Annotated in this window: 15 protein-coding genes; 10 read left to right on the forward strand and 5 right to left on the reverse strand. The window is 47.8% G+C overall.

What is annotated here, in order from left to right; translation table 11 throughout:
- Window positions 1-93 precede the first annotated feature (93 nt).
- On the forward strand, window positions 94-990 hold the full coding sequence (locus NLBNIHML_RS23165; protein ID WP_339240104.1) for a helix-turn-helix transcriptional regulator: 897 nt from the start codon (window positions 94-96) through the stop codon (window positions 988-990).
- A gap of 270 nt (window positions 991-1,260) precedes the next feature.
- Here the strand turns inward: NLBNIHML_RS23165 and NLBNIHML_RS23170 are convergent, their stop codons facing one another.
- Window positions 1,261-1,944 carry a serine/threonine protein kinase gene (locus NLBNIHML_RS23170; RefSeq protein ID WP_339240105.1) on the reverse strand — a complete coding sequence of 228 codons (684 nt, stop codon included), beginning with the start codon at window positions 1,942-1,944 and terminating at the stop codon, window positions 1,261-1,263.
- Between the two features lie 661 nt (window positions 1,945-2,605).
- Between NLBNIHML_RS23170 and NLBNIHML_RS23175 the strand changes: the two genes are divergently transcribed.
- On the forward strand, window positions 2,606-3,523 hold the full coding sequence (locus NLBNIHML_RS23175; RefSeq protein ID WP_339303729.1) for a PD-(D/E)XK nuclease family protein: 918 nt from the start codon (window positions 2,606-2,608) through the stop codon (window positions 3,521-3,523).
- Window positions 3,524-3,693: 170 nt separating this feature from the next.
- Here the strand turns inward: NLBNIHML_RS23175 and ald are convergent, their stop codons facing one another.
- On the reverse strand, window positions 3,694-4,827 hold the full coding sequence (gene ald, locus NLBNIHML_RS23180) for an alanine dehydrogenase (protein WP_494352868.1): 1,134 nt from the start codon (window positions 4,825-4,827) through the stop codon (window positions 3,694-3,696).
- Between the two features lie 189 nt (window positions 4,828-5,016).
- On the opposite strand from ald, the gene NLBNIHML_RS23185 reads away from it, so the two are divergent.
- From NLBNIHML_RS23185 to NLBNIHML_RS23195, 3 genes are all read left to right on the forward strand, one after another.
- The gene (locus NLBNIHML_RS23185) at window positions 5,017-6,687 is read left to right on the forward strand and encodes a PucR family transcriptional regulator (protein ID WP_494352869.1); all 1,671 of its coding nucleotides are present in this window, start codon (window positions 5,017-5,019) and stop codon (window positions 6,685-6,687) included.
- Between the two features lie 172 nt (window positions 6,688-6,859).
- On the forward strand, window positions 6,860-6,991 hold the full coding sequence (locus tag NLBNIHML_RS23190; protein WP_339240112.1) for a hypothetical protein: 132 nt from the start codon (window positions 6,860-6,862) through the stop codon (window positions 6,989-6,991).
- Window positions 6,992-7,355: 364 nt separating this feature from the next.
- Window positions 7,356-9,425 (forward strand): ATP-binding protein, encoded by a 2,070-nt coding sequence (locus NLBNIHML_RS23195; RefSeq protein WP_494352870.1) that lies wholly within the window; start codon window positions 7,356-7,358, stop codon window positions 9,423-9,425.
- A 47-nt stretch (window positions 9,426-9,472) separates the two neighbouring features.
- Here the strand turns inward: NLBNIHML_RS23195 and NLBNIHML_RS23200 are convergent, their stop codons facing one another.
- Complete coding sequence (locus NLBNIHML_RS23200) at window positions 9,473-11,356, reverse strand: sigma-54 interaction domain-containing protein (protein ID WP_494352871.1); 1,884 nt, start codon at window positions 11,354-11,356, stop codon at window positions 9,473-9,475.
- Window positions 11,357-11,827: 471 nt separating this feature from the next.
- Window positions 11,828-12,751 carry a proline dehydrogenase family protein gene (locus NLBNIHML_RS23205; RefSeq protein ID WP_494352872.1) on the reverse strand — a complete coding sequence of 308 codons (924 nt, stop codon included), beginning with the start codon at window positions 12,749-12,751 and terminating at the stop codon, window positions 11,828-11,830.
- Window positions 12,752-13,010: 259 nt separating this feature from the next.
- On the opposite strand from NLBNIHML_RS23205, the gene pruA reads away from it, so the two are divergent.
- Together pruA and rpoN are read left to right on the forward strand one after the other, a co-directional pair.
- Window positions 13,011-14,558, forward strand: coding sequence for an L-glutamate gamma-semialdehyde dehydrogenase (gene pruA, locus NLBNIHML_RS23210; protein WP_494352873.1), 1,548 nt, complete (start codon window positions 13,011-13,013; stop codon window positions 14,556-14,558).
- Window positions 14,559-14,688: 130 nt separating this feature from the next.
- Entirely contained in the window at window positions 14,689-15,993 is a 1,305-nt protein-coding gene (gene rpoN / locus NLBNIHML_RS23215) for an RNA polymerase factor sigma-54 (RefSeq protein ID WP_494352874.1), read from the forward strand.
- Between the two features lie 121 nt (window positions 15,994-16,114).
- Here rpoN and NLBNIHML_RS23220 read toward each other — a convergent pair whose 3' ends face one another.
- Window positions 16,115-17,548 (reverse strand): aspartate ammonia-lyase, encoded by a 1,434-nt coding sequence (locus NLBNIHML_RS23220; RefSeq protein ID WP_339240121.1) that lies wholly within the window; start codon window positions 17,546-17,548, stop codon window positions 16,115-16,117.
- A gap of 334 nt (window positions 17,549-17,882) precedes the next feature.
- Here NLBNIHML_RS23220 and NLBNIHML_RS23225 point away from each other — a divergent pair, with 334 nt between their 5' ends.
- From NLBNIHML_RS23225 to NLBNIHML_RS23235, 3 genes are all read left to right on the forward strand, one after another.
- On the forward strand, window positions 17,883-19,160 hold the full coding sequence (locus tag NLBNIHML_RS23225) for a methyl-accepting chemotaxis protein (RefSeq protein ID WP_339240122.1): 1,278 nt from the start codon (window positions 17,883-17,885) through the stop codon (window positions 19,158-19,160).
- A gap of 198 nt (window positions 19,161-19,358) precedes the next feature.
- The gene (locus NLBNIHML_RS23230; protein WP_494352875.1) at window positions 19,359-20,204 is read left to right on the forward strand and encodes a hypothetical protein; all 846 of its coding nucleotides are present in this window, start codon (window positions 19,359-19,361) and stop codon (window positions 20,202-20,204) included.
- 271 nt (window positions 20,205-20,475) lie between these two features.
- Window positions 20,476-21,183 (forward strand): stalk domain-containing protein, encoded by a 708-nt coding sequence (locus NLBNIHML_RS23235; protein ID WP_339240124.1) that lies wholly within the window; start codon window positions 20,476-20,478, stop codon window positions 21,181-21,183.
- The last annotated feature ends 133 nt before the right edge of the window (window positions 21,184-21,316 follow it).

A 21,316-nucleotide genomic window follows, 5' to 3' on the forward strand; every position in this document is an offset into this window, starting at 1 on the left:
CGTGACACACTCATTATAGCCGTGCATTAACGGGATGGCTCTACACAATCTTGTGTAATATTAGTCGGATCTTGTGAAGAGGGGGAAGAAGTCGTGCTGGATCTGAAAGCGCTTCACGAAAACACCCGAATTGACCATAAATCACATCCATTTCAACTGTTCCAAAATCGATGCTCAGATATGAAAGCGGAAGAATGCATTCTGTATTTGCATTGGCATGAACATTTTGAACTGATTGTCATGCGCAAGGGAAGTGCGCTGTTTCATATTGATAGCAAACCATATGTGGTTAGCGCAGGTGAGGTCATCATCATTCCTGGAGGTACGTTGCATGTGGGGTATGCCATGGACGAGGGGGATGTGCATTATGATTCCGTTGTAGTCAACCGTGCACTGTTTCATGATTTCACCCACGATCCCGTGCATGAGCAATATGTCGCGCCGTATCTGGAGGGAAGGGTGAGATTTCCGGTCAAACCGGCAGAGGAAAACATCGCCTGCACAGGCTATTATTCTTTGCTAAATGAAGCCGTGGAAGAAATGGCATTACAGCCCCCGGCTTATCAGCTCGTGGTGAAGTCCAAGCTGCATGCCTTATTCACGCTGCTTGCGCGAACCTTTATGCCGCAGCAGCTGCCGGATCGATCGGTTGGATCGTATTTTCCCAATCGCGAACGTTTCAAACAGTTGATTGCACAGATTGAAGCCGACCCCACAGGTAAGATGTCTGTTACGGAAGCGGCAAGCCATGTGGGACTGAATGCGTATCATTTCTGCAAAATGTTCAAAAAGCTGACCGGACGCACCTTTGTGGAATACGTGAATGGGTGCAGGATGAGTGAGGCCGAACAACTCCTGCAAGGCAGCAGTCTGACCATTACGGAGATCGCCGCCAGAGTAGGCTGCGACAACGCCAATTATTTTACGAAGTTATACAAACAGTACAAGGGTATGACCCCTTCACAGGGGCGGGGGAGAAAAGAAGGTTAAGCGCAATTAGTATGCAATCATAATGGCAGTCTCAGATAAAAAGGCATCATGGTGTTTGTAATCCTGTACAACTCGCAGTCATGATTATGAGCAGAAGCAGAGCGTACGGCAGTAATTACTGTACTATCAATGTACTAATCACCATACTCCATACTTGGACTTACATCCATGAATAATAACCCGGATCGAGGCCAACTCAAGGCGTTCATCCGGGTTGTTTGGATTGCAGAATCAGAATAACAAGACTGTCCTATAATGTGTACAACGTACTCATTTCATAAATCTGGAGAACAATCTATTCGCCTTTTTGGAGAGATCGTCCATTTTGACATTGGCATGATCGAGCTGATTGTACCCCCATTTGATCGTCTGCAGCATGCGCGGAGATATGGGCGTTCCTTTGATTCGCGGATAGATGTTGTGATAGGCCCAGACGAGATGCTCCCAGCGATTGTCATTGCCGTCCTGAATGTATTCGGATACGTCAATCACTTTCCCGCGCCCGTCCTGAAGAATTACATTTTTCAAATGAATATCACGGGGGTTCAGCCCGCGGCTGCGAACGGCTTCTCGCGCTGCGTCCACATCGAGCATCACCTGCTCGGGGACGGGGATTCCTTTTTCCAGACATTCCAGCAGGGTATCTCCGGGTTCAAAACTAATTACGAGAACATTTCGGCCGCTGCCGTAATAGGTAGGGAAATATGGCAGACCTTTGAGTTGTTCGTATACCTGCTTTTCATTTTCGAGTTTGTCCAAGGCATGATCCGAGTACATCTTGAAGGCATACTGCGGCAAACCGTCATACGTAAATACAGCCGCATCCGTACCTGTGCCAATGCAATTCAATCCTTCTACATCGCCGATGATGTTCACGAGCTCATTCCGGTCGCTTCCGATGACTTGGATCTGTTGTAATGCTTCTTCCGCCTGGAACCAATCCGGTCGATTCATGGGTGGTGCCTCCTTTTTGGATATGCCTGTACAGAATTTACGCATAAGTTATAATTTGAATGGTCCACTGGGCCATCACGCGCGTTGCAATATAAAGATCAGTGTGCATATTCTAACGAACCGTATAAGTCTTATTTTGCTGAAATCGGCAGTTCTTAGAATGTAACGAATCAGAGGCACGTTATTGGCTCGTTTGCACACTGTAAACACGTGATCCAGTCGGAATGAGACTATATAACGTGTCTGGAGTTCGTTAGATTTGGATCGTGCTGTACATCCATGTAATAAGGTGTATGTGATTCGTTAGAGCTGGGCCCAAATTAGCTCAGCTTACCTTCGTTAAAGGTTCGGTCAAGGCTACCTTCAACCTATCGGTAACCCTACCGGTCGCTCAACCCGGCAGTTCTCTACAGAAATTTTTAATCCCGCTCTTCAGTTTCAATGTCCTCTTTTTACTGTCCTCTATGAAGTATATTATGCGTTCTGCTCCGCAATTTCATCTTTTGGTGATGTTACTATATAAACGATACGGATCGAATCGGAAACGGTTGCGTCAGAAGAAAATAACGGAAGTGCGCTTGCGGCAATGTTGCCCTGGCTTTATACTGTGAGCATTAAGGGATCTCATGCAGATCCGGCATACAGAAAGGCAGAAATCCTTATGGCACAGTACCCGCAATGGTCTTATTCGCAGTCGCGGGCGAGTATGTTCGATGAGTGCCTGCGCAAATATTATTATCATTATTACGGTGCCCATAACGGCTGGAAGACAGACTCTGCTGATGAGATGCAGGTTCGTCTGTACCGTCTGAAACAACTTAGTAATCTGTACCTTGTCTTCGGAGACCTTGCGCATCGGATGTGTGAGTCGGCGGTACGCAGCAGGGAAGAGGGCAAGGATAAGCCGCGTGAACACTTTCTGGAACAGACGATACGCAAACTGCTGAATCAGGCATATGTGGAATCAATGGATGCGGATCAGTGGCGAATGAATCCCAAAAATCGCACGATGCTGTCCGAGATCTATTACGGGGATGACACGTTGAATGACCGAATCGCCACGATTAAGGAGCGGGCTTCGGCCTGTGTCAGTAACCTGTACCAGACGCTTACGTGGGAGGACTTGTCCCGGGCAAGCACGGACATTCTGGAGATCGAGAAATGGGATACCATGATGCTGCACGATACACGTGTGTATGTGAAGATGGACTTATTGTATCGGCGCAGTAACGGCAATATTGTCATTGTGGACTGGAAGACGGGCAAGGAGGATGACTTCTCTGATCAGCTCATGCTGTACGCATCCTATGTAAGAGAGCACTACCGGGTTCCTTTGGAGCAGATTGAGCTGCGAGTGGAGTACCTGTTAACGGGAAAACACCGGGAGTTTACAGCCACAGAAGAGGATATTCGAAAAGTGGAAGAGAACGTGGGTCGTTACATCGAGGAGATGCGATCCTGCGTGGAGGATGAGTATTACAACCGTCCAAAGGACGTCAGCTATTTCACAGCGATGCCTTCGCACCGGTCCTGCCGGGATTGCAACTTCCGCGAAGTATGCAGTGAACGGGCAGTCTGAAGCGCCATAACCGGATGAACATAAGACAAGGCCTTATCCGAATTGATCTATTTTATATGTGGCAAAAAATCAAGAAGCGCGAGCCGGGTACAACATCTGCCCGACTCGCGCTTCTATTGCGTTCCACAGGCCTGGCGACATGGCGCCGGGGTGGAACGATCCTATCCAGATTATTGGACAGCGGCGGCATTCTCCAGCGCCTGGCCCACAGGAACATAGGCATGCCCGAGATCCCGGGCAACCGCCTCATACGTGATGTGTCCATTCAGCGCATTGACCGCGCTGCGAATGGACGAACTGCCGCGAATCGCGGCGGCTGCACCGTGGTTGGCCAGCTGCAGCGCATAAGGCATGGTGGCGTTGGTCAGCGCCACCGTAGACGTACGCGGCACAGCGCCCGGCATGTTCGCCACCGCGTAATGCACGACGCCATGTTTCACATAGGTTGGTTCATCGTGGGTGGTGATATGATCAATGGTCTCAACGATCCCGCCTTGATCAATCGCCACATCCACAATGACCGATCCCGGTGCCATCGTCTTCACCACCTGCTCGCTGACTAGCGTTGGCGCCTTGGCGCCCGGAATCAGCACCGCACAGATCAGCAGATCTGCCGCCGCAACAGCTGCCGCAATGTTGGACGGGCTGGATACCAGCGTGTGGATCTGATTGCCGAAGATATCATCCAGCTGGCGCAGTCGATTCAGATTCAGATCGAGGATGGTTACATCCGCTCCAAGGCCAATGGCAATCTTGGCTGCATTTGTACCCACCGTACCGCCGCCAATAATGACCACTTTCCCCCGACTGACACCAGGTACACCGGACAACAAAATGCCCTTGCCACCTTCGGTCTTCTCCAATAGCTGTGCTCCGATCTGGGAGGCCATGCGGCCTGCAACTTCACTCATTGGAGTTAGCAAGGGAAGAGTACTATTAACCTCCAGCGTCTCATAAGCAATGGCTGTTACCCGACTTGCAATAAGCGCTTTTGCAAGCTCAGGTTCCGCTGCGAGGTGCAGGTAGGTGAACAGAATCAGCCCCGGACGAAAATATCCATATTCACTGGCAAGCGGTTCTTTCACTTTGATGATCATATCGGTCTCGGTCCACACGGACTTGGCATCAGGACGAATCTCGGCGCCCGCAGCTTGATATTCATGATCCGTGAATCCGCTGCCGATTCCCGCGCCTTGTTCAATCATCACCTGGTGACCAGCTCTGATGAAATCAGCAGCCCCGGCCGGAGTCATTGCTACACGATTCTCATTGTTTTTGATTTCTTTGGGAATTCCGATTCTCATCACCATGCACCTCGTCCATTTATTGGTTGTTAGCTTATACTACAAGTTTATGACTTGCATATTTGTTTTGCACCAGACTTGATGTCTAATTTTTAGAAATAGTACTCAACATATTGTCGAAAAAGACTATTCAGGACATTTGTCCATGGATTATAATGTAAGAAAAAATAACACGAAGAGGGATCACCATTGCAAAATGATCGCGTGTTTACGATTAAAGATATCCTTGCACGTCCGGTATTCGGCCGAGCGCGACTAGCGGCAGGGAAGGATGGAGTGAACCGTCAGGTTGGCTGGGTTCATGTGCTCGAGATTACGAATGTATCTCCATTTGTAAGCCCCCATGATCTTATTTTATCCACTGGACTGTGGCTTCAATCGGAAGAAGGGCGTGAAGAGTATCTGCTCCAGCTCATTGGAAGTGAGGCAGCGGGGTTATGTGTGGAGTTTGGTACCAGCATACACGGAATCCCGGAAGAACTGATTGAACTGGCGGACAGACACGAGTTTCCGCTGATTGTATTCGAGCAACCAGTTCGTTTTGTCGAGATCACACAGGATATTCACTCTCTGCTCATTAATCATCAACACCAGTTGCTGAAAAGTCTGGAAGCTTATTCAAGACAGCTTCAGCAACGAACATTACAGAGTACGGATATGTCTGCTGTGCTGAATCTGCTGCATGAGTATGCTGCCAAACCGGTAGTGTACATTTCGTCCATGGAGCCGGGCAGTTTTGTGCCCGAACTTGTACCGGAGGTGGAACAGACCATCTACACCTGGTATGAGCAAGAGGTAGAACATCTGGATTTGAATGATTCAGATACCGAATTATGGTTCCATATGGATGAAGAGAAAGTTCTGCTGTGCCATCCGGTCGTCTGCTTCGGCCAGGTTTTTTCTGCTGTAGGCATGATTGTGCATCCGACAGCTCCAGTGGAATATCTCAAGCTGCTGCTTGACTACACCGCGAAGGCAGCGGCAGCACTCACACTTCGTTCCCAGTTTCTTGAAGAGAAGATGGTCCGCAATCAAAATGAACTGATCCAGGATCTGATGAATGGCAACATCCAGCAGGAGGACCAGGCTCAGACTCGAATGGGGCTTCGATTGCTGGTGAAGGGACAGTACTGGTTCGCAGGTGGGGTCATCGAGATTGAACATCGATTGAAAGGCACAGGCCGGGAGCGAATGGAAGCGAATCATCAGGATGTTCTTGTCCTGCTTCGTTCCCTGCTCAAGAAGAACAATCTGCCTAGCCTGATTATGCTGAAGAACAACCAGGTATATCTGTGTTGTGCCAAGGAAGCGGTATCGGGTGCTGCACGTCATCAACTGCTGCGATTGCTTGAAGGGATTGCCCTGGACGTGAAACGGTTTGCCAGTCGTAACTTGAAGCAGGTTATCATTCATGTGGGAATTGGCAAGTTCCGCAGCCGTTTGACCAGTCTGCCGGAGAGCCTTCAGGAAGCCTATCAGGTCATCGAAGTTTCGAGGTCGGTAGATCAGATGGAACATGTTCACTTTTACGATCGTATGGGTATATATCAAATGTTAAAGGCATTGCCCCAGTCGTTCCTTCAACCCTTTGTTCAGGATCACCTGGGTGTCTTGATTGAACATGACCAAACGCATCACCTGCGATTGGTAGAGACATTGGATGCTTACCTGCAGAACTTTGGTTCCAAACGGGATGCAGCCGCCCAGTTATTTATTCATCGGCAAACGTTGTACAACAGACTGGAGAAGCTGGAAGAACTGATGGGGCCAGATTACATGGATCAAGGGAGAAGAATCTGTCTGGAGATGGCGCTACTGGCACACGCGATGATCGAGAATGGACAGTGGCAATCCTCTTGATGCGGTGAAAGGGATGCAAGACAGACTGTGCATCGATTTTACATTACTTTGTGCACAGTCTAGCAGTTTTTACTAATCCGCCGGGTATGTTGTAATGAAACAGGCAGGCGTTGCAGGGTGGAAGTGGAGCGCCGGCCCCGATAAAGCTTCGTTTGACCAGAAGATGGTGCTAGTGATAATGAAGAGGGAGCAGCCAGGCGATACGGGGGTGATGACCGGTCGGGGCGTCCGTCTGTTTCTGCTTCAATGGCTGCCGCTGAAATGCCGCTTTGGTGCAGCCACTCCTGAAGTCGTATTGGATTGATTCCGAGTTGTCCGCTCAGATTACAGATATCGAGGTTTATTCTCACACAAATCCGCCTTTCCTGGAATATCGGGCTGGTAGTAGGGTTTGAAAGGGAAGCATGAATTCGAGATCAGTAAATGCTCATGTACATGGTAATCGTAACTTGATCGGCGGAATGATCCATTATATTGAGAAGTAGCGCGGAGGGGGTTATGTATACCCTGTTAAATGTTCTCCTATCCGCTTTTTTGATAATTCCCTATAAATTGGCTTTTAACAAGATTCTATCACTTCACATGAAGCTGTGCGTCTCAATATAGTCTCAATTTTGTTGAAAAAATAAATACATTAAAAGTACCAGTATCTAGTACGGAGGACATATATGGGAAACCGTAGTGAGGCTCAATATGACGAGTATGTTGAGGATGGCAAACGTTTTGTTGGTCGAATCAAGGAACTGACAACACTGGAACGGTGGTTCAATCATCCAGAAGCCCCATTGACCATATTTTCAATTACCGGCATGGGAGGTATCGGTAAATCTTCATTGCTTTCAGAGATGTTATCTGTCTCTCGGAATCGAGGTGCGACAGCAATCTGGATGGATGGCCGATCATGTGGGGGGACCCCTTCCGTTTTTATGGATTATTTGTCCTCTACATTAGGATTGGAAACATTGGATAGAGAAGGATACCCACGGCCATTGAGTCTGCTGAAAGACACATCAATCGAGAAGCGAATGGTCCTTGCAGTGGATAATTATGAAGAGCTGGCTCTGTTAGAAAGTTGGTTTATGGAAGTATTTGTATCCAAACTTCCGTTAAGAGGCATACTTGTCATTCTTGCATCACGCCCGGAATTGGCATCCACTTGGCGGACACATCCCCGATTGCATCAGCGATTTATACAGATGCGGCTTCAACATTTTACAGTTGATGAGATTACGGAATATATCATGGTGGCAGGCTCTCTGAATCAGGGCATGGCAGGCACCATTACGAGAATGACCGATGGGCATCCACTGGGTCTGGCCTTAGCTGTAGAAGCTGCGGATCAGAGAAGGAATCTTCCGCAATCCGAATGGGCTGAACTGTCGCATATGATCAGTGCTCGATTATTATTGGAACTGACTACACCTCGTCTGCATCCCATGGTAGAGGTACTAACATTGCTTGAGACAGCCAATCAGGAATTGTTATCATCCGTACTGGATATGATCGTGACACAAGAAGAGTACCACATGCTGAGACAGATGTCGTTTATCCGTTCTGGCCCGGATGGTCTTGCCCTGCATGATATGGCCAGGGTACATCTACTCCGGGACTTTCGTCAACGTGAGCCTCATCGGCTGCAGACCATGCGCATCAAGATTGTGAAATTGCTAAAACCACTGCATGAACAGGCGGGGCCACATGAACGTCGCCAGATCGCCCGGAAGATGCTGTTGCTCTGTCAGGAATCCATGCTTCAATACCGCAAGTACGCGGATGTATCCCGTGATTCCTTGTTCTCACCTCTGGAAACGATGAGAAGCGAGGATCTGCCAGCTCTGCACAGCCTGTTACAACAATGGTGCGAGTACAGTGTGGAACCATGGCAGGCTGTACCCTATGGCCCCTTCCTGGATGAACTGGCACACCGTTATCCCGAAGGAATCGTATTAATGCGTGACAAGCTTGGGGAGACAATCGCCATGTTCATTACAGTCCTTGTGCATAAGGATAGTAGTGAGCTGCTGTTAAAATATTTCCCGAATGAGATGTATGAATGCTTCACACCACAGGAGCTGGAAAATAACCCGGATCAGAGTGATACACACTTTGCTTTGCTGGCTGCCGCAAGAGATGATGTGCCTGGTTATACACGGGAAGAGCTCGTTGGATACATGACACTGGACCGACTGGCACTGCTGGGTGATGGTGCGCGAGCGATGCTCGTCGCAACGAATCCTCATCTGAAACTGTTTTTGCAAAGTATTGGATTTCAGATGCGAAGAACAAGCACCCGGGTCTGCGACAGCTTTGAGCATCAGGCGGACGTACTTGAATTGGATTTGCGTAGTGGGCAATTCGGACAGTGGGTCATGTCTCTGCTTGATCCGGAAGCAACAGAGAATCGGATACAGCCGGAAACAACGGATGCAGATGACTCAGTCTGGACTGAACAGGATGTTCGCAAGATGTTGGGATACCTTCGATCTCCTGGAGAATTACATGAATACGCTGGCAGAGTTACAGGAGTAAGGGATGGTATCCAATTACAGCTGTATGTCATGGATTTGTTGGAAGGCAGAGTTCATGGTCTGTCCCCGCAGGATCAGATGCTGTTGTACGCGGCCTACTGGACGCATGCTGGCAATCCAACTGCCGCAGCCCAGACGTGTTCCATGAGTCGGGCGACCTTCTATCGCCATCTCAGAACAGCGCTGACTCGCTTGGCGCGGATTTTGTAGGTAGCTGCCGATCCATCCAAACCGTAATTACGACAAGAAGAGGCGGGTCATAGACCAAGCCTCTTCATGCGATTATAGAGCGTTGCTCTGGAGATGCCGAGTTGTTTGGCGAGTGTTCGTTTGTTGCCACCTGCTTCTTTCAGATATTGAACCAGAAGTTGCGCCTCATAGGTGTCCAATTTTTGCTGGAAGGTAACAGGGGAGACTGGATCTGAATGCTCTGAATGCTCTGAATGCTCTAAATGCTCTGAATGCTCTGAATGCTCTAATTCGTCTGCAGCTACAACAGTTCGAGGTTCTTGTTCGTCTCCCAACTTCTTCGGATGTTGCTGATATTCGCTATTGGCCTGTGGATGGATTCCCGAGGTCAGTTGAACTTCGGACTGCTCATGCACGATGAGGGAGGTGAGGGTGTCAGGCAGATATTCCGGCTTCACCTCGCCATCTGTCGTCAGGATGGTCAAGCGTTCTATCACATTTCGTAATTCACGGACATTGCCTGGCCAATCATACTGGAACAGCAACTTAAACACTTCAGGTGGAACCAGCTCAATATGACGGTTATAGAGCAGAGAGAATTCTTGAAGGAACGTCTGAGTTAATTCATATATATCCTCCTTGCGTACGCGCAGTGGAGGGATGACGAGGTTAATGACATTCAGCCGATAGTAGAGATCTTCCCGGAATTGATTGCGTGCAATCATATTCAGCAGATTCTGATTGGTCGCAGCAATAATCCGGCAGTCCGCCTGTTTCATGCGTGTTCCGCCCACGGGGAAATAACTCTTCTCCTGCAACACCCGAAGCAGCTTCACTTGCAATTCCAATGGCATCTCACCGATCTCATCCAGAAAAAGCGTCCCTCCTTCGGCAAGCTCAATCTTGCCCTTTTTGCCTTTGGGATCCGCGCCGGAGAACGCGCCTTTCTCGTAGCCAAAAAGTTCACTTTCAAACAATGAAGCAGGGATTGCTCCGCAGTTAATCGCGATGAATGGTGCAGTCTGCAATTCACGAAGATCATGAATGGCTTTGGCGAATAACTCCTTGCCTGTACCGCTCTCTCCGAGGATCAGTACGGTTGCTGAGGTGGTACTGATCTTGCGAATGGTCTCCAAGCACTGCTGAATGACCGGGCTGCTGCCCTTGATTCTGGCGAATGGATCTGATTCGGGCCGTAGCCGAGCAACGGCTTTCTCCAGATGCTGGACTTTGGAAGTCATATGTAAGAGTTCCTGATGTAATCGGATTTCAGTTGTTATATCCACTTCAGCAGCAACTGCGCCCACAATCTGTCCATCCAGTTGGACAGGACGGGCATTAATTAGAGCGAACAGGTCGGGCCGTGGCTGATGCTGTTTGCGATAGACCGTTTCGCCGGTATACAGCGTCTTGAGAGACTGTAGCCGATCTGGAGGGAAAAAGTCCGCTGCGGGTTGTCCGATGATGTCTTTTTTGCTGATCGAAAAAACATGCTCCGCGCCAGTTGTCCAGTAGGCTACCCTGGCCTCTTCATTAATTAATGTCAGAGCTGAGCCTGCTGTCTCCAGTGTGGTCTCAAAATAAGCTTCTATCAGGCGATGCGCATGCATCATGGCATGCAGGACATCGGATACGGCGATATATCCCACGTATTCGCCCTGATTATTCTTTATTAATAACAGGGGACTCTTAGCAAACAAAGGGATCACTTCCGCAAGTTCGATCGAAGCAGAGACGACAGGCACAGGAAGACGACCATATGATAATGTTCCATTGGGTTGGCTGTACAACCAGGCATATTCTGTATTGCGGCGTACAAAGACAGGTCTGTCCGTACCGATATGGAGTTCTGACGGTATAGACTGAGGTGTGGTTTCGTCATATAGTACTTCATCCAAAATACTCATATCTGTTCGTAACAAAGCATTCAGCTCAGGAAGTAAATGTCTCATCGGGATCACCTCGGTTGCAGCATATACTTATAAAAAATGTAAATGTGAAATTATGTATATTATAACGTTCTGATGAAGCTGTGTATATATTTTTTGACATCAGGTGTGCAGGTTGGGATATTGACTCGATAAATAAAAATTCATTTTTAATTGTATGCGATTACATTGGATCGAAACGAAGATAAGCGTTGATTTTAGCTAGAATCCAAAGCCTCTAAGTGAATTTTATGTTATAAAACATAACGTATATATCTTTGCGAAATAGAGCAGATAGAACGGACTGAATAGGAAAGTGGTGTGATTTAACTTTATGAAGAGGTACAGATGTGTCTATTATATTGGACATTTCAATTTGGGGATTCTTATTTTTTAGACATATGAATGAGTTGATATCGTGTAAATTTGAGAATTCAGTATTATAGCTCAAATAACCATGCTTTCCCCAAAAAAACAGGAGAGCATGGTTATCATTTATCGAAACATATTCTTAACGACCATCCAGAGATTAGCCGGTTTTTCGGCCAAACGGCGCGTATAGTACGGATACCACATGGTGCCGTAAGGAACGTAACAGCGAATACGATAGCCTTCTTTGGCGAGACGTTCCTGTTCGCTCATGCGCAGTCCATATAACATCTGAAATTCAAAGGCATCTGGCGAAATTCCACGGTCTTTAGCATATTGTTTCGTCCAGTTAATGATGTGATCATCATGGGAGGCCACCGCAGTGTATACACCCTGATCGAGGTGATTACGAATCATCGTTTTGAATTGATGAATGACTTCAGCGGTATTTTGATAGGCGACTGATCCGGGTTCTTTGTATGCACCTTTAACGAGCCGGAGCCGGATGCCTTCCCGAATCATATCACGCGTATCTTCTTCGGTGCGATGCAGGTAGGCTTGCAAGACTGTGCCCGTATTGTGCAGTCCTTCCGAGTGCAGTCTTCGAACAATATCCAGCGTTGCTTGAGTGAATGGACTATCCTCCATATCAATTCGGACAAATAGATCATGCAATTTGGCTTGTGCGGCAACGGCACGGATATTTCGATAGCCCTCTTCCGGGTCCAGAGCGAGGCCCATCTGGGTTGGTTTCAATGACACGTTGGAGTCTACACCTTCACGTGCGATGCCTTCTACCAGTCGTATATACTCATCCCTGTATAATGCCGCTTCGCTCAGGCGGGTGATACCTTCGCCCAGATGATCGAGGGTAGCCATTATGCCTTTATTATTGAGTATGCGGATCTCATCGAGAGCTTCTTCCAAGGTGTTTCCTGCAATAAACTTCCCTGCAAGCTTCTTGCCATATTTGATGGACAGGTTCTCTACCGCTTTGTTGCCTGCCACGGTCAATAAGGTCTTGCGATATATTTCCGTTCCTACACTCATTTTCGTTTCCTCCTTCAGCATTGTGCATCATTCGATTCAGGCTCGGTGGAATCATGCTTTTTTTATCCCTTAATAGAAGCAAGAAGCATGCCAGATTTGGCGAGGCTCTACTATTTTTCACGAAAATTTAATAAGAAAAATATTTCAGGTCCAACCGGAGTTGGCACGGATTTTGCTACATATATTTGGTGAAGAGTAACATGCAAAATAATTCAGGCGAGCAGCCAGTGAACCCCACATCCTGAAGGAGGAATCATTGATGAATATCCCTTTTGTTAACGAACCATTCACACCCTTTGCGGTCCAGGCGAACCAGGAAGCATTTGAAGACGCACTTCGTCAGGTAGAAGCTGAACTTGGGCAGGAATACCCGATTATTATTGGTGGGCAAAAAATAACAAGCAGCCGCACGTTAACGTCCGTGAACCCCGCGGCCAAGAATCAAGTCGTCGGAACGATCCATCAGGCAGATCAGGAATTGGCCGAAAAGGCCATTCAGACAGCAGCGGAGACATTCCACACTTGGAAACATACCGATCCGAATGAACGGGCTCGATATCTATACAAAGCAGCTGCCATTATGCGCCGTCGCAAGCATGAATTCTCCGCATGGATGGTCTATGAAGCCGGCAAAACCTGGCCTGAAGCCGATGCGGATACAGCGGAAGCCATTGATTTTATGGAATTCTATGCACGGGATATGCAGCGACTAAGTGAACCCCAGCCCCTCGTGCGAATTGCAGGGGAAGATAATGAACTGAGTTATATACCGCTGGGCGTTGGTATTGTTATTCCACCTTGGAACTTCCCGCTGGCGATTATGGCAGGCATGACCTCTGCTGCACTGGTCTCTGGCAACACGGTGGTATTAAAGCCTGCCAGCACAACTCCGGTAATTGCCGCGAAATTTATGGAACTGCTCGCAGAAGTTGGCCTGCCGGATGGGGTCGTGAACTTTTTACCAGGACCAGGCAGTGAAGTGGGCGATTATCTCGTGGATCATGCGCTCACTCGGTTTATCAGTTTCACCGGTTCCAGAGATGTAGGACTGCGAATTAATGAACGTGCAGCACGTACAGCGCCAGGCCAGAAATGGATCAAACGGGTCATTGCAGAGATGGGTGGCAAGGATTCCATCGTTGTAGACAGTGACAGTGATCTGGAGCTTGCGGCAGAGTCCATTACCGCTTCGGCGTTTGGTTTCTCCGGGCAGAAATGTTCGGCGTGTTCCCGTGCCATTATTCATAAGGATGTATATGATGAAGTATTGCAAAAAGTGATTGAACGGACACAGAAACTGACGATGGGCAGTCCACTTGAAGTTGGCAGTCAGGTTGGACCGGTTATCGATGACAAGGCATATGCGAAGATCACGGAGTATATTGAGATTGGCAAGGGAGAGGGGCGTCTTGTGCACGGTGGCGGTACAGGGAATGTTGAAGGTTATTTCATTGAACCAACCATCATTGCCGATGTGGACCCCCACGCCCGGATTGCTCAGGATGAGATTTTTGGACCCGTGCTTGCATTCATCAAAGCCGAATCTTTCCAGGACGCATTGGATATCGCCAATAATACCGACTATGGACTGACCGGCGCGGTGATCTCGCGTAATCGTGAACATCTGGAACAGGCAAGACGCGAGTACTTCGCGGGTAATCTGTATTTCAACCGGAAATGTACGGGAGCACTGGTGGGCACGCATCCATTTGGCGGATTTAACATGTCAGGCACGGATTCCAAGGCAGGTGGAAGAGACTATCTGCTGCTGTTTACACAGGCAAAGCTGGTATCGGAGAAATACTAGACAGAAACTCATGATCGGACGGAATTCCTATTACAATCGCGTGAATAGTATGCTATTATCCCTGCAAATCCTTTTGTTTGTATAAAAAAACAAACGCTTATTACTCAGCTAGGCATAAGGAGGGAAACGGATGTTAGGTGTTCAGTTGGTGCAGGAACAACGTATTCGGCTGTCCATCACGCCGGAGATGAAACAATCCTTTCATTTGCTAACCATGTCTGGACAGGATCTGAATCGTTACTTGCTGGATGCGGCAGAGGAAAATCCAGTTCTTGAACTGGAAGAACAAGCTGGGCCCCTTGCCCGAATTCCACGGCGATTGGATCAGCGCAGGTATGATTCCTACGATCCGCTGCTTCAGGTCAGAGGTGCCGAGTCTACATTGGAACAATTGCTGATTGCGCAAATTCGAGTGATGACAATTCCAGAGGAATTGGAAAATACGGCAGTGTATTTGGCAGGATGCGTCAATGATGATGGTTATCTGACCGTTGAACTGGCAGAGGTGCAGGCAGCGCTTGAGCAACCGATGAGCAAAATTGCAGCGGGACTAGAGCTGCTCCAATCGCTGGACCCTGCTGGTGTAGGAGCGCGGAATTTGCAGGAATGTCTGTTGCTCCAGATTAGACGTGATTCATCGGCTGCGCTGTATGCGGAGCGGATGGTGGAAGCGGGATTGGAAGCACTGGTTCCTTTTCACCCAGGTAGAACAGGGAGTCGATTAGGTATGACTTCACGGGAAGCTCAGGTTGCCTACGACTATATTACACGTCTCGACCCCAAGCCCTGCCGATCCATCGGATGTACGGAACGACCACATTACATTATTCCAGATGCCATTGTAGGGTTGCGTAACGGTGAGGCCCATTTTAGCCTACATGTGTCAGGTAACCCTCGTGTATCGATGAATGAAGCGTGCATCCGCTGGATCAGGGAAGCGGCGCCAGATGAAATCTGGGCTCACCGCGCCGCAGAAGCGAGGGCGATCATTCGGAGTGTACACCTGCGGCGCAGGACTTTAGTGCGTGTGCTGGCGGCCGTGATGGAAGAGCAAAAGGACTTTTTGGTCAAAGGCCCATCCGCGTTAAAACCGCTTAATCTGGCTATTATTGCAGAGAAGATTGGCATGCATGAATCAACGGTAAGTCGTGCCGTCAGTGGTAAGTACATTCACACGCCATATGGTGTATATGAACTCAGGGCTTTTTTTGCCTCGGGAATCCGTACAGCGTCAGGGAATAAAACATCAGCATCAGTAGTGAAACGAAGATTAAAAGAAATCATTCGTACGGAACAGACACAGCGGCCATACTCGGATAGTCACTTGACTACACTGCTTGCCGAAGAGGGGATTGTCATCTCCCGCAGAACGGTTGCCAAGTACAGGGAGGAACTTCAGATCTTGCCTTCCCTTGAGCGTAAACGATGGGCTTAACCAAATAGCTGGTGTCTTACCATGTCTGAACACAAGAACCCCCGCGAACCGGATGAACGGTCTGCGGGGGTTCTTGTTGCATGATTGGTGTATCGGTTCCTGCGTTAGATTTCCAGAGTTCCTACAAGCGTTCCATATTGCGCAGGAAATGTTCTCCGGCAATTCCTGGCGTGGTCATCTGCTCCGGATGAAGAATCTCTTCCAGTTCTTCCGGAGTCAGCAGTCCACGTTCCAGAATGATCTCTTGCAAGGTAAGTCCAGTTTTGAGCGCTTCCTTCACAATGGAAGCCGCCACATTATAACCTAAGTGTGGGTTCAAAGCCGTAACCACACTGAAACTTTGTTTCATGATTAATTCGCAGCGCTCACGGTTAGCATCCATCTCTTCAACCGCATAACGTGTGAACACATCAATCCCGTTATTCATGATTTTCAGTGATTGCAGCAAGTTAAACGCAATGACCGGGCCCATGACATTCAGCTCGAATTGACCAGCTTCACACGCCATGCAGATGGTATGGTCATTCCCCATCACCTGGAAGGATACCTGGTTAATCACTTCTGCCATTACCGGATTGACTTTGCCCGGCATAATGGACGATCCTGGCTGACGCGGTGGCAGGAGTAGTTCATTGAATCCTGCACGCGGACCTGAGGCCATCATGCGAATGTCGTTACAGATCTTGGACAGACTGACTGCACATACCTTCAGTGCCGCTGAAAGTTCCAGATAGGCATCCGTGTTCTGTGTCGCATCCACGAGATCCTCAGCTGTTTGTAGGGGGAGTCCGGTAACATCAGATAGGTGTTCCGTAACCTTAACGATGTATTCAGGTTTCGCATTAAGCCCTGTACCTACGGCAGTTGCGCCCATGTTAATCGTAAGCAATCGGCGATTGGCGAATTCCAGACGCTCGATATCCCTGCCGATGACACGGGCATAAGCTCCGAATTCTTGTCCAAGGCGAATAGGCACGGCATCCTGAAGATGGGTACGGCCTACTTTGACAACATCGTTGAACTCTTCTTCTTTTTTATGGAACGCTTCCTGCAGTCTCTTCATGGTAGCGAGTAACGTCTCGGACAGTTGATATGCCGCAATACGCAGTGCTGTAGGTACCACGTCATTGGTGGACTGGGACATGTTAACATGGTTGTTCGGATTGCAGTGGAAGTAGTCTCCCTTGCTTTTGGTTAAAAGTTCCAGTCCGCGGTTGGCCAAAATTTCGTTCATATTCATATTCATGGAGGTGCCTGCACCGCCCTGAATGGAGTCTACAATAAAATGATCCAGATGATGGCCTTTCATCATTTCTTCAGCTGCCATGACAATCACTTCGCCGATTTTGCTTGGTAGCATTTTCAGTTCCATATTCGTAATTGCCGCTGCTTTTTTCACCGCAGCCAGAGCTGTGATCAGCTCCCGGTGTACCGGAACGCCGGTAATCGGGAAGTTCTCCACGGCCCGCACCGTCTGAATGCCGTAATAGGCATAAGCCGGAATTTCTTTTTCACCGATAAAATCTTTCTCCGTCCTTGTGGACATAGTAGACATTTCGTTCGCCTCCAGTGGCATCCAATAAATAGGTCAGCTCCGGCAATGCCGAAGCGCACTCAGTATATCATTTAAGCAAAATGGATGCCAATCTAAATCATTTAGCCTCTTGTGCCGATAATAAATAAAATTAAGGATATTAAATGGAATATTATTCAATTTTATGAGAAAAGGAGGAGCGGCTAAGCTTGTCTTATATATTATGCGCTTCATGATAGAGAAGTCATGCATGAACGGTAAATATGGGGCGGATAGAACGTTTTCAGTGATGTATATCACATGAAATTTGGTACATGACTGGTAAAATAGGAAAAAAGGACTACGGGGTGTAAACATGAAATGGACTTTAGGCGCAAAGACAGTCGCAGGTTTGGTACTAATCTCAATTATTACGTACGGAACTAGCGGCTTTTTTATATTTTTTGTCAAAGACTGGGTTACGTTAGATATTCCGAATTGGGTATACATATCGATTATCCTAATCATGGGGGTATGTTGGAACGGAATTCTCGGGTGGTTTGCCTCTCGCTGGCTGACTCGTCCGATTGTTCACCTGTCTCGTGCGGCGCAACAGGTCTCATCTGGTGACCTGACAACGGAGATTCCGCAGCGGCGTACACAGGATGAACTTACTGTATTATATGATGCTTTTCGTGTAATGGTCTCTAATCTCAGAAGTATTGTGAACGATATTTCGGACAGTACACGAACTACATCACAGAATGCGCAGTCGCTTAGTGAAGCGATTACCCAAGCTGCGGAGCAGATCGAGATGATGTCAGAAGCGGTGGATCATATTGCGGTAGGTGTAGAAGAGCAGAAGGTTACATCCCATCAATCCCTGATCACGGCGGATGAGATGCTGAACGATTTCCAGCGTATGCATAGCCAGTCCATGGACATGACAGAGATGTCCGGTCAGATGGAACGATCGGTGGATCATACGAAACAGACATTCTCATCGCTGATGAAGGGCATGGACGAGCTGGCTGAGTCGCACAATCGTTCCCGCGACATTATGCTACTATTGGAGAAGGAAGCCTCTGATATCGAGGTAATTACCCAGTCTGTCAAAAATATTGCTGAGGAAACAGGATTGCTTGCCTTGAATGCTTCCATTGAGGCTGCACGAGCTGGCGAAGAAGGATCTGGTTTTGCAGTCGTGGCGCAGCAGATTCGTAAGCTGGCAGACGAGAGTAAGGAATCGGTCCATCGGATTAATGAGCTAATTAGTCGTGTGCAGCAGCGAATCAGGGAGACAGCACAACTGTCTCATGAGCAGCATGGTCTTGTGGTTAATGAATCGGAGCGGACCATCTCTGTGGATCAGACGTTACATGAACTGACAGGCACGGTGGAAGTATTTATGAAGGGCGCGCATGATATCGGTTCCAAGATCGCAGAACAGACTGGCCGCGTGGAACAAACGCATGGTCATGTGAAGAAGATCCAGGGGAAAGCCGGATCGTTCTCGGATGAGGCGAGACGAATCATGGATGCCGCACACGAAGAGACAGCCATCATGGAGGAGATTTCTTCCTCGGCTGAAGAACTGAGACAATTAACCGATCGGTTATTGGACAAAACCAAAGCATTCCGGATGCAGCCTTAAGCTGTGTTCGGGATTTTTTTTGCTTTTTGAGAACAGTTTTGGCATAATAATTTGCTTATTCTGGTTAAAGCCGAACGTTCTTTCGTGAAAACAGAAATTTGTAAAGATTATTTTATGAAAGATTAACAAATTCGCAACTTGCGGGCGATAAATGAAGATATAATAGGATTATCACAACAGATAAAGGAGCCCAGTATATTGAAAACTTGGACAGGTATCCTGCTGATGATTATTTTGGCGGTAGCTACGATTAGTACAACTTCGGCTGCCAGAACCATGAATGAATCGCAAAAACAGCTTAATATAGATGATCAATCCAGCCAGACCGCAGCGGTCGAGGCTTCCAATATAGATAAATTGCATGACACGGCGAAGACAACACAGGAAGCAACCCCCGTGAAAGAGGAATACGTTTCGGTAGCTCCAGAGAATGAGAATGTCAGATTATACCCTATGAAAGTTGAGGGTTCGGGATATATATATAACGGAATGATTTTGGAAGTGGACGGCAAGACAAGAGAATTTAGTGATTGGCAAGGAGAAGGCGGGTCTTACAAACCCGAAGTGCACGAGCTGGATCTGAATGGAGACGGACAGAATGAGATCGTTGTTCTGTACACGGAAGGGCATGGAACAGGTATTTATTTGGGACAAGCACGTATCATTAATCCGGTAACGCTAGAAGAGATGAAGATGCAATCTCTGGATGAGATTGCGAAACAGCATGTGAAGTCAAAAGTTACGGTTCGATCAGACCGTGTGGATGTGGATGTCGCCGTTGATGGCGTTCAAGCAGAACCTTTACGGATCGAGGAAGATACGAGTGGCGGCGTTTATAACAAAGAGTTGGGATTCGGTGGAGTAACCTATTACAGTGTGGAGGATGGCCGACTTGTCGTATCCGCAGCAGGATCTTATGGTGCGGCTTTATATGCGGGTGATCTGACATTCGCTTACGCCTATCAAGATGGTGAGTGGAAGGCGGTAGATTTGAAATACAGCATGGAAGTATATGAAGAAGAATATTATGAATCCTTTGATTGATAACATCGTGTTGATAACGTAGTGCAGCGGGAATTTGGAAGTTCTCGAATGTGAAATGTAGTGAGCGTCTGAACAGAATATCCCTTATCTGCGTTTGCAGACAGTGGGGGAAACAGGGCGAGGCTGAAAAAAATTGGGACATACTGCCTCGTTTTTGTGCTGCCTACAGATAGGAACTTTGTACTAAAAATGCAGTAAACAATTGACATTATCACTTTAGTCGTTTAAATGTATAAAGGACAAATCATTTTAACGTTCAGGAGGGATTTTGATGAAGAAGAAGGTTGTACTGGGTTTGATGGTAGGCACATTAACGCTTGGGATCGGGACGGGTGCGCTCGCAGCAACAGGGTTGGAGCAGATTAAAGCCTATCTAAACAGCAAGATTACGCTAAAAATGGATGGTGCCACGGTGACAGCCAAAGATGCCAATGGTAAAACGGTGTTGCCTATCACTTACAACGGAACAACTTATTTGCCTGTGCGTGCTGTGGGATCATTGCTTGGGACAGAGATCACGTATGACAGTGCAACTTCATCCGTCCTGATTGGCGGAACAAATGGATCTGCGCCCGTAACGAGCGGAAAAGTAACGCTGAGTGCACTTGGAACATCCGTACTGGGATCTACCGCTTGGCACACCAAAGATCCTAAGGATACCACATATAAAGGCAAGGATTACAAGGATGTTTATCTGCATAATGATCCTAAGAAACAGGGGGATGATATCCAGATTAATACGGATAAAAAGTATTCTTCTCTACACTTGGAACTTGCCGCGCTAACAGGAAATCAGGAGATTCATATCTATGATCAGGATCTCGCGACACTCAAAAAGTTCAATATCACTCCAGAAAGCGGTATGATGAGTCTGGATGTGGATGTTAAAGGTACAGACGCTGTCTATGTAGAGATTGTATCTGAAGATCCGGGTTCGGCTCTGTTTGTACCGCTCACAACATCGTATCTGACGAAGTAAAACACAATCTGCAAGTTTGCCACCTTACAGAAGGGGCAAGGCAAGCATACACATAAAAAAACGATGATTCACTAGGGCGTGTCTGAAAACTCCGAAGGACGCAGATTTTGGCGATTTTTCGTTCCAAGCAAGG

The organism is Paenibacillus sp. JNU01 (assembly GCF_059130585.1).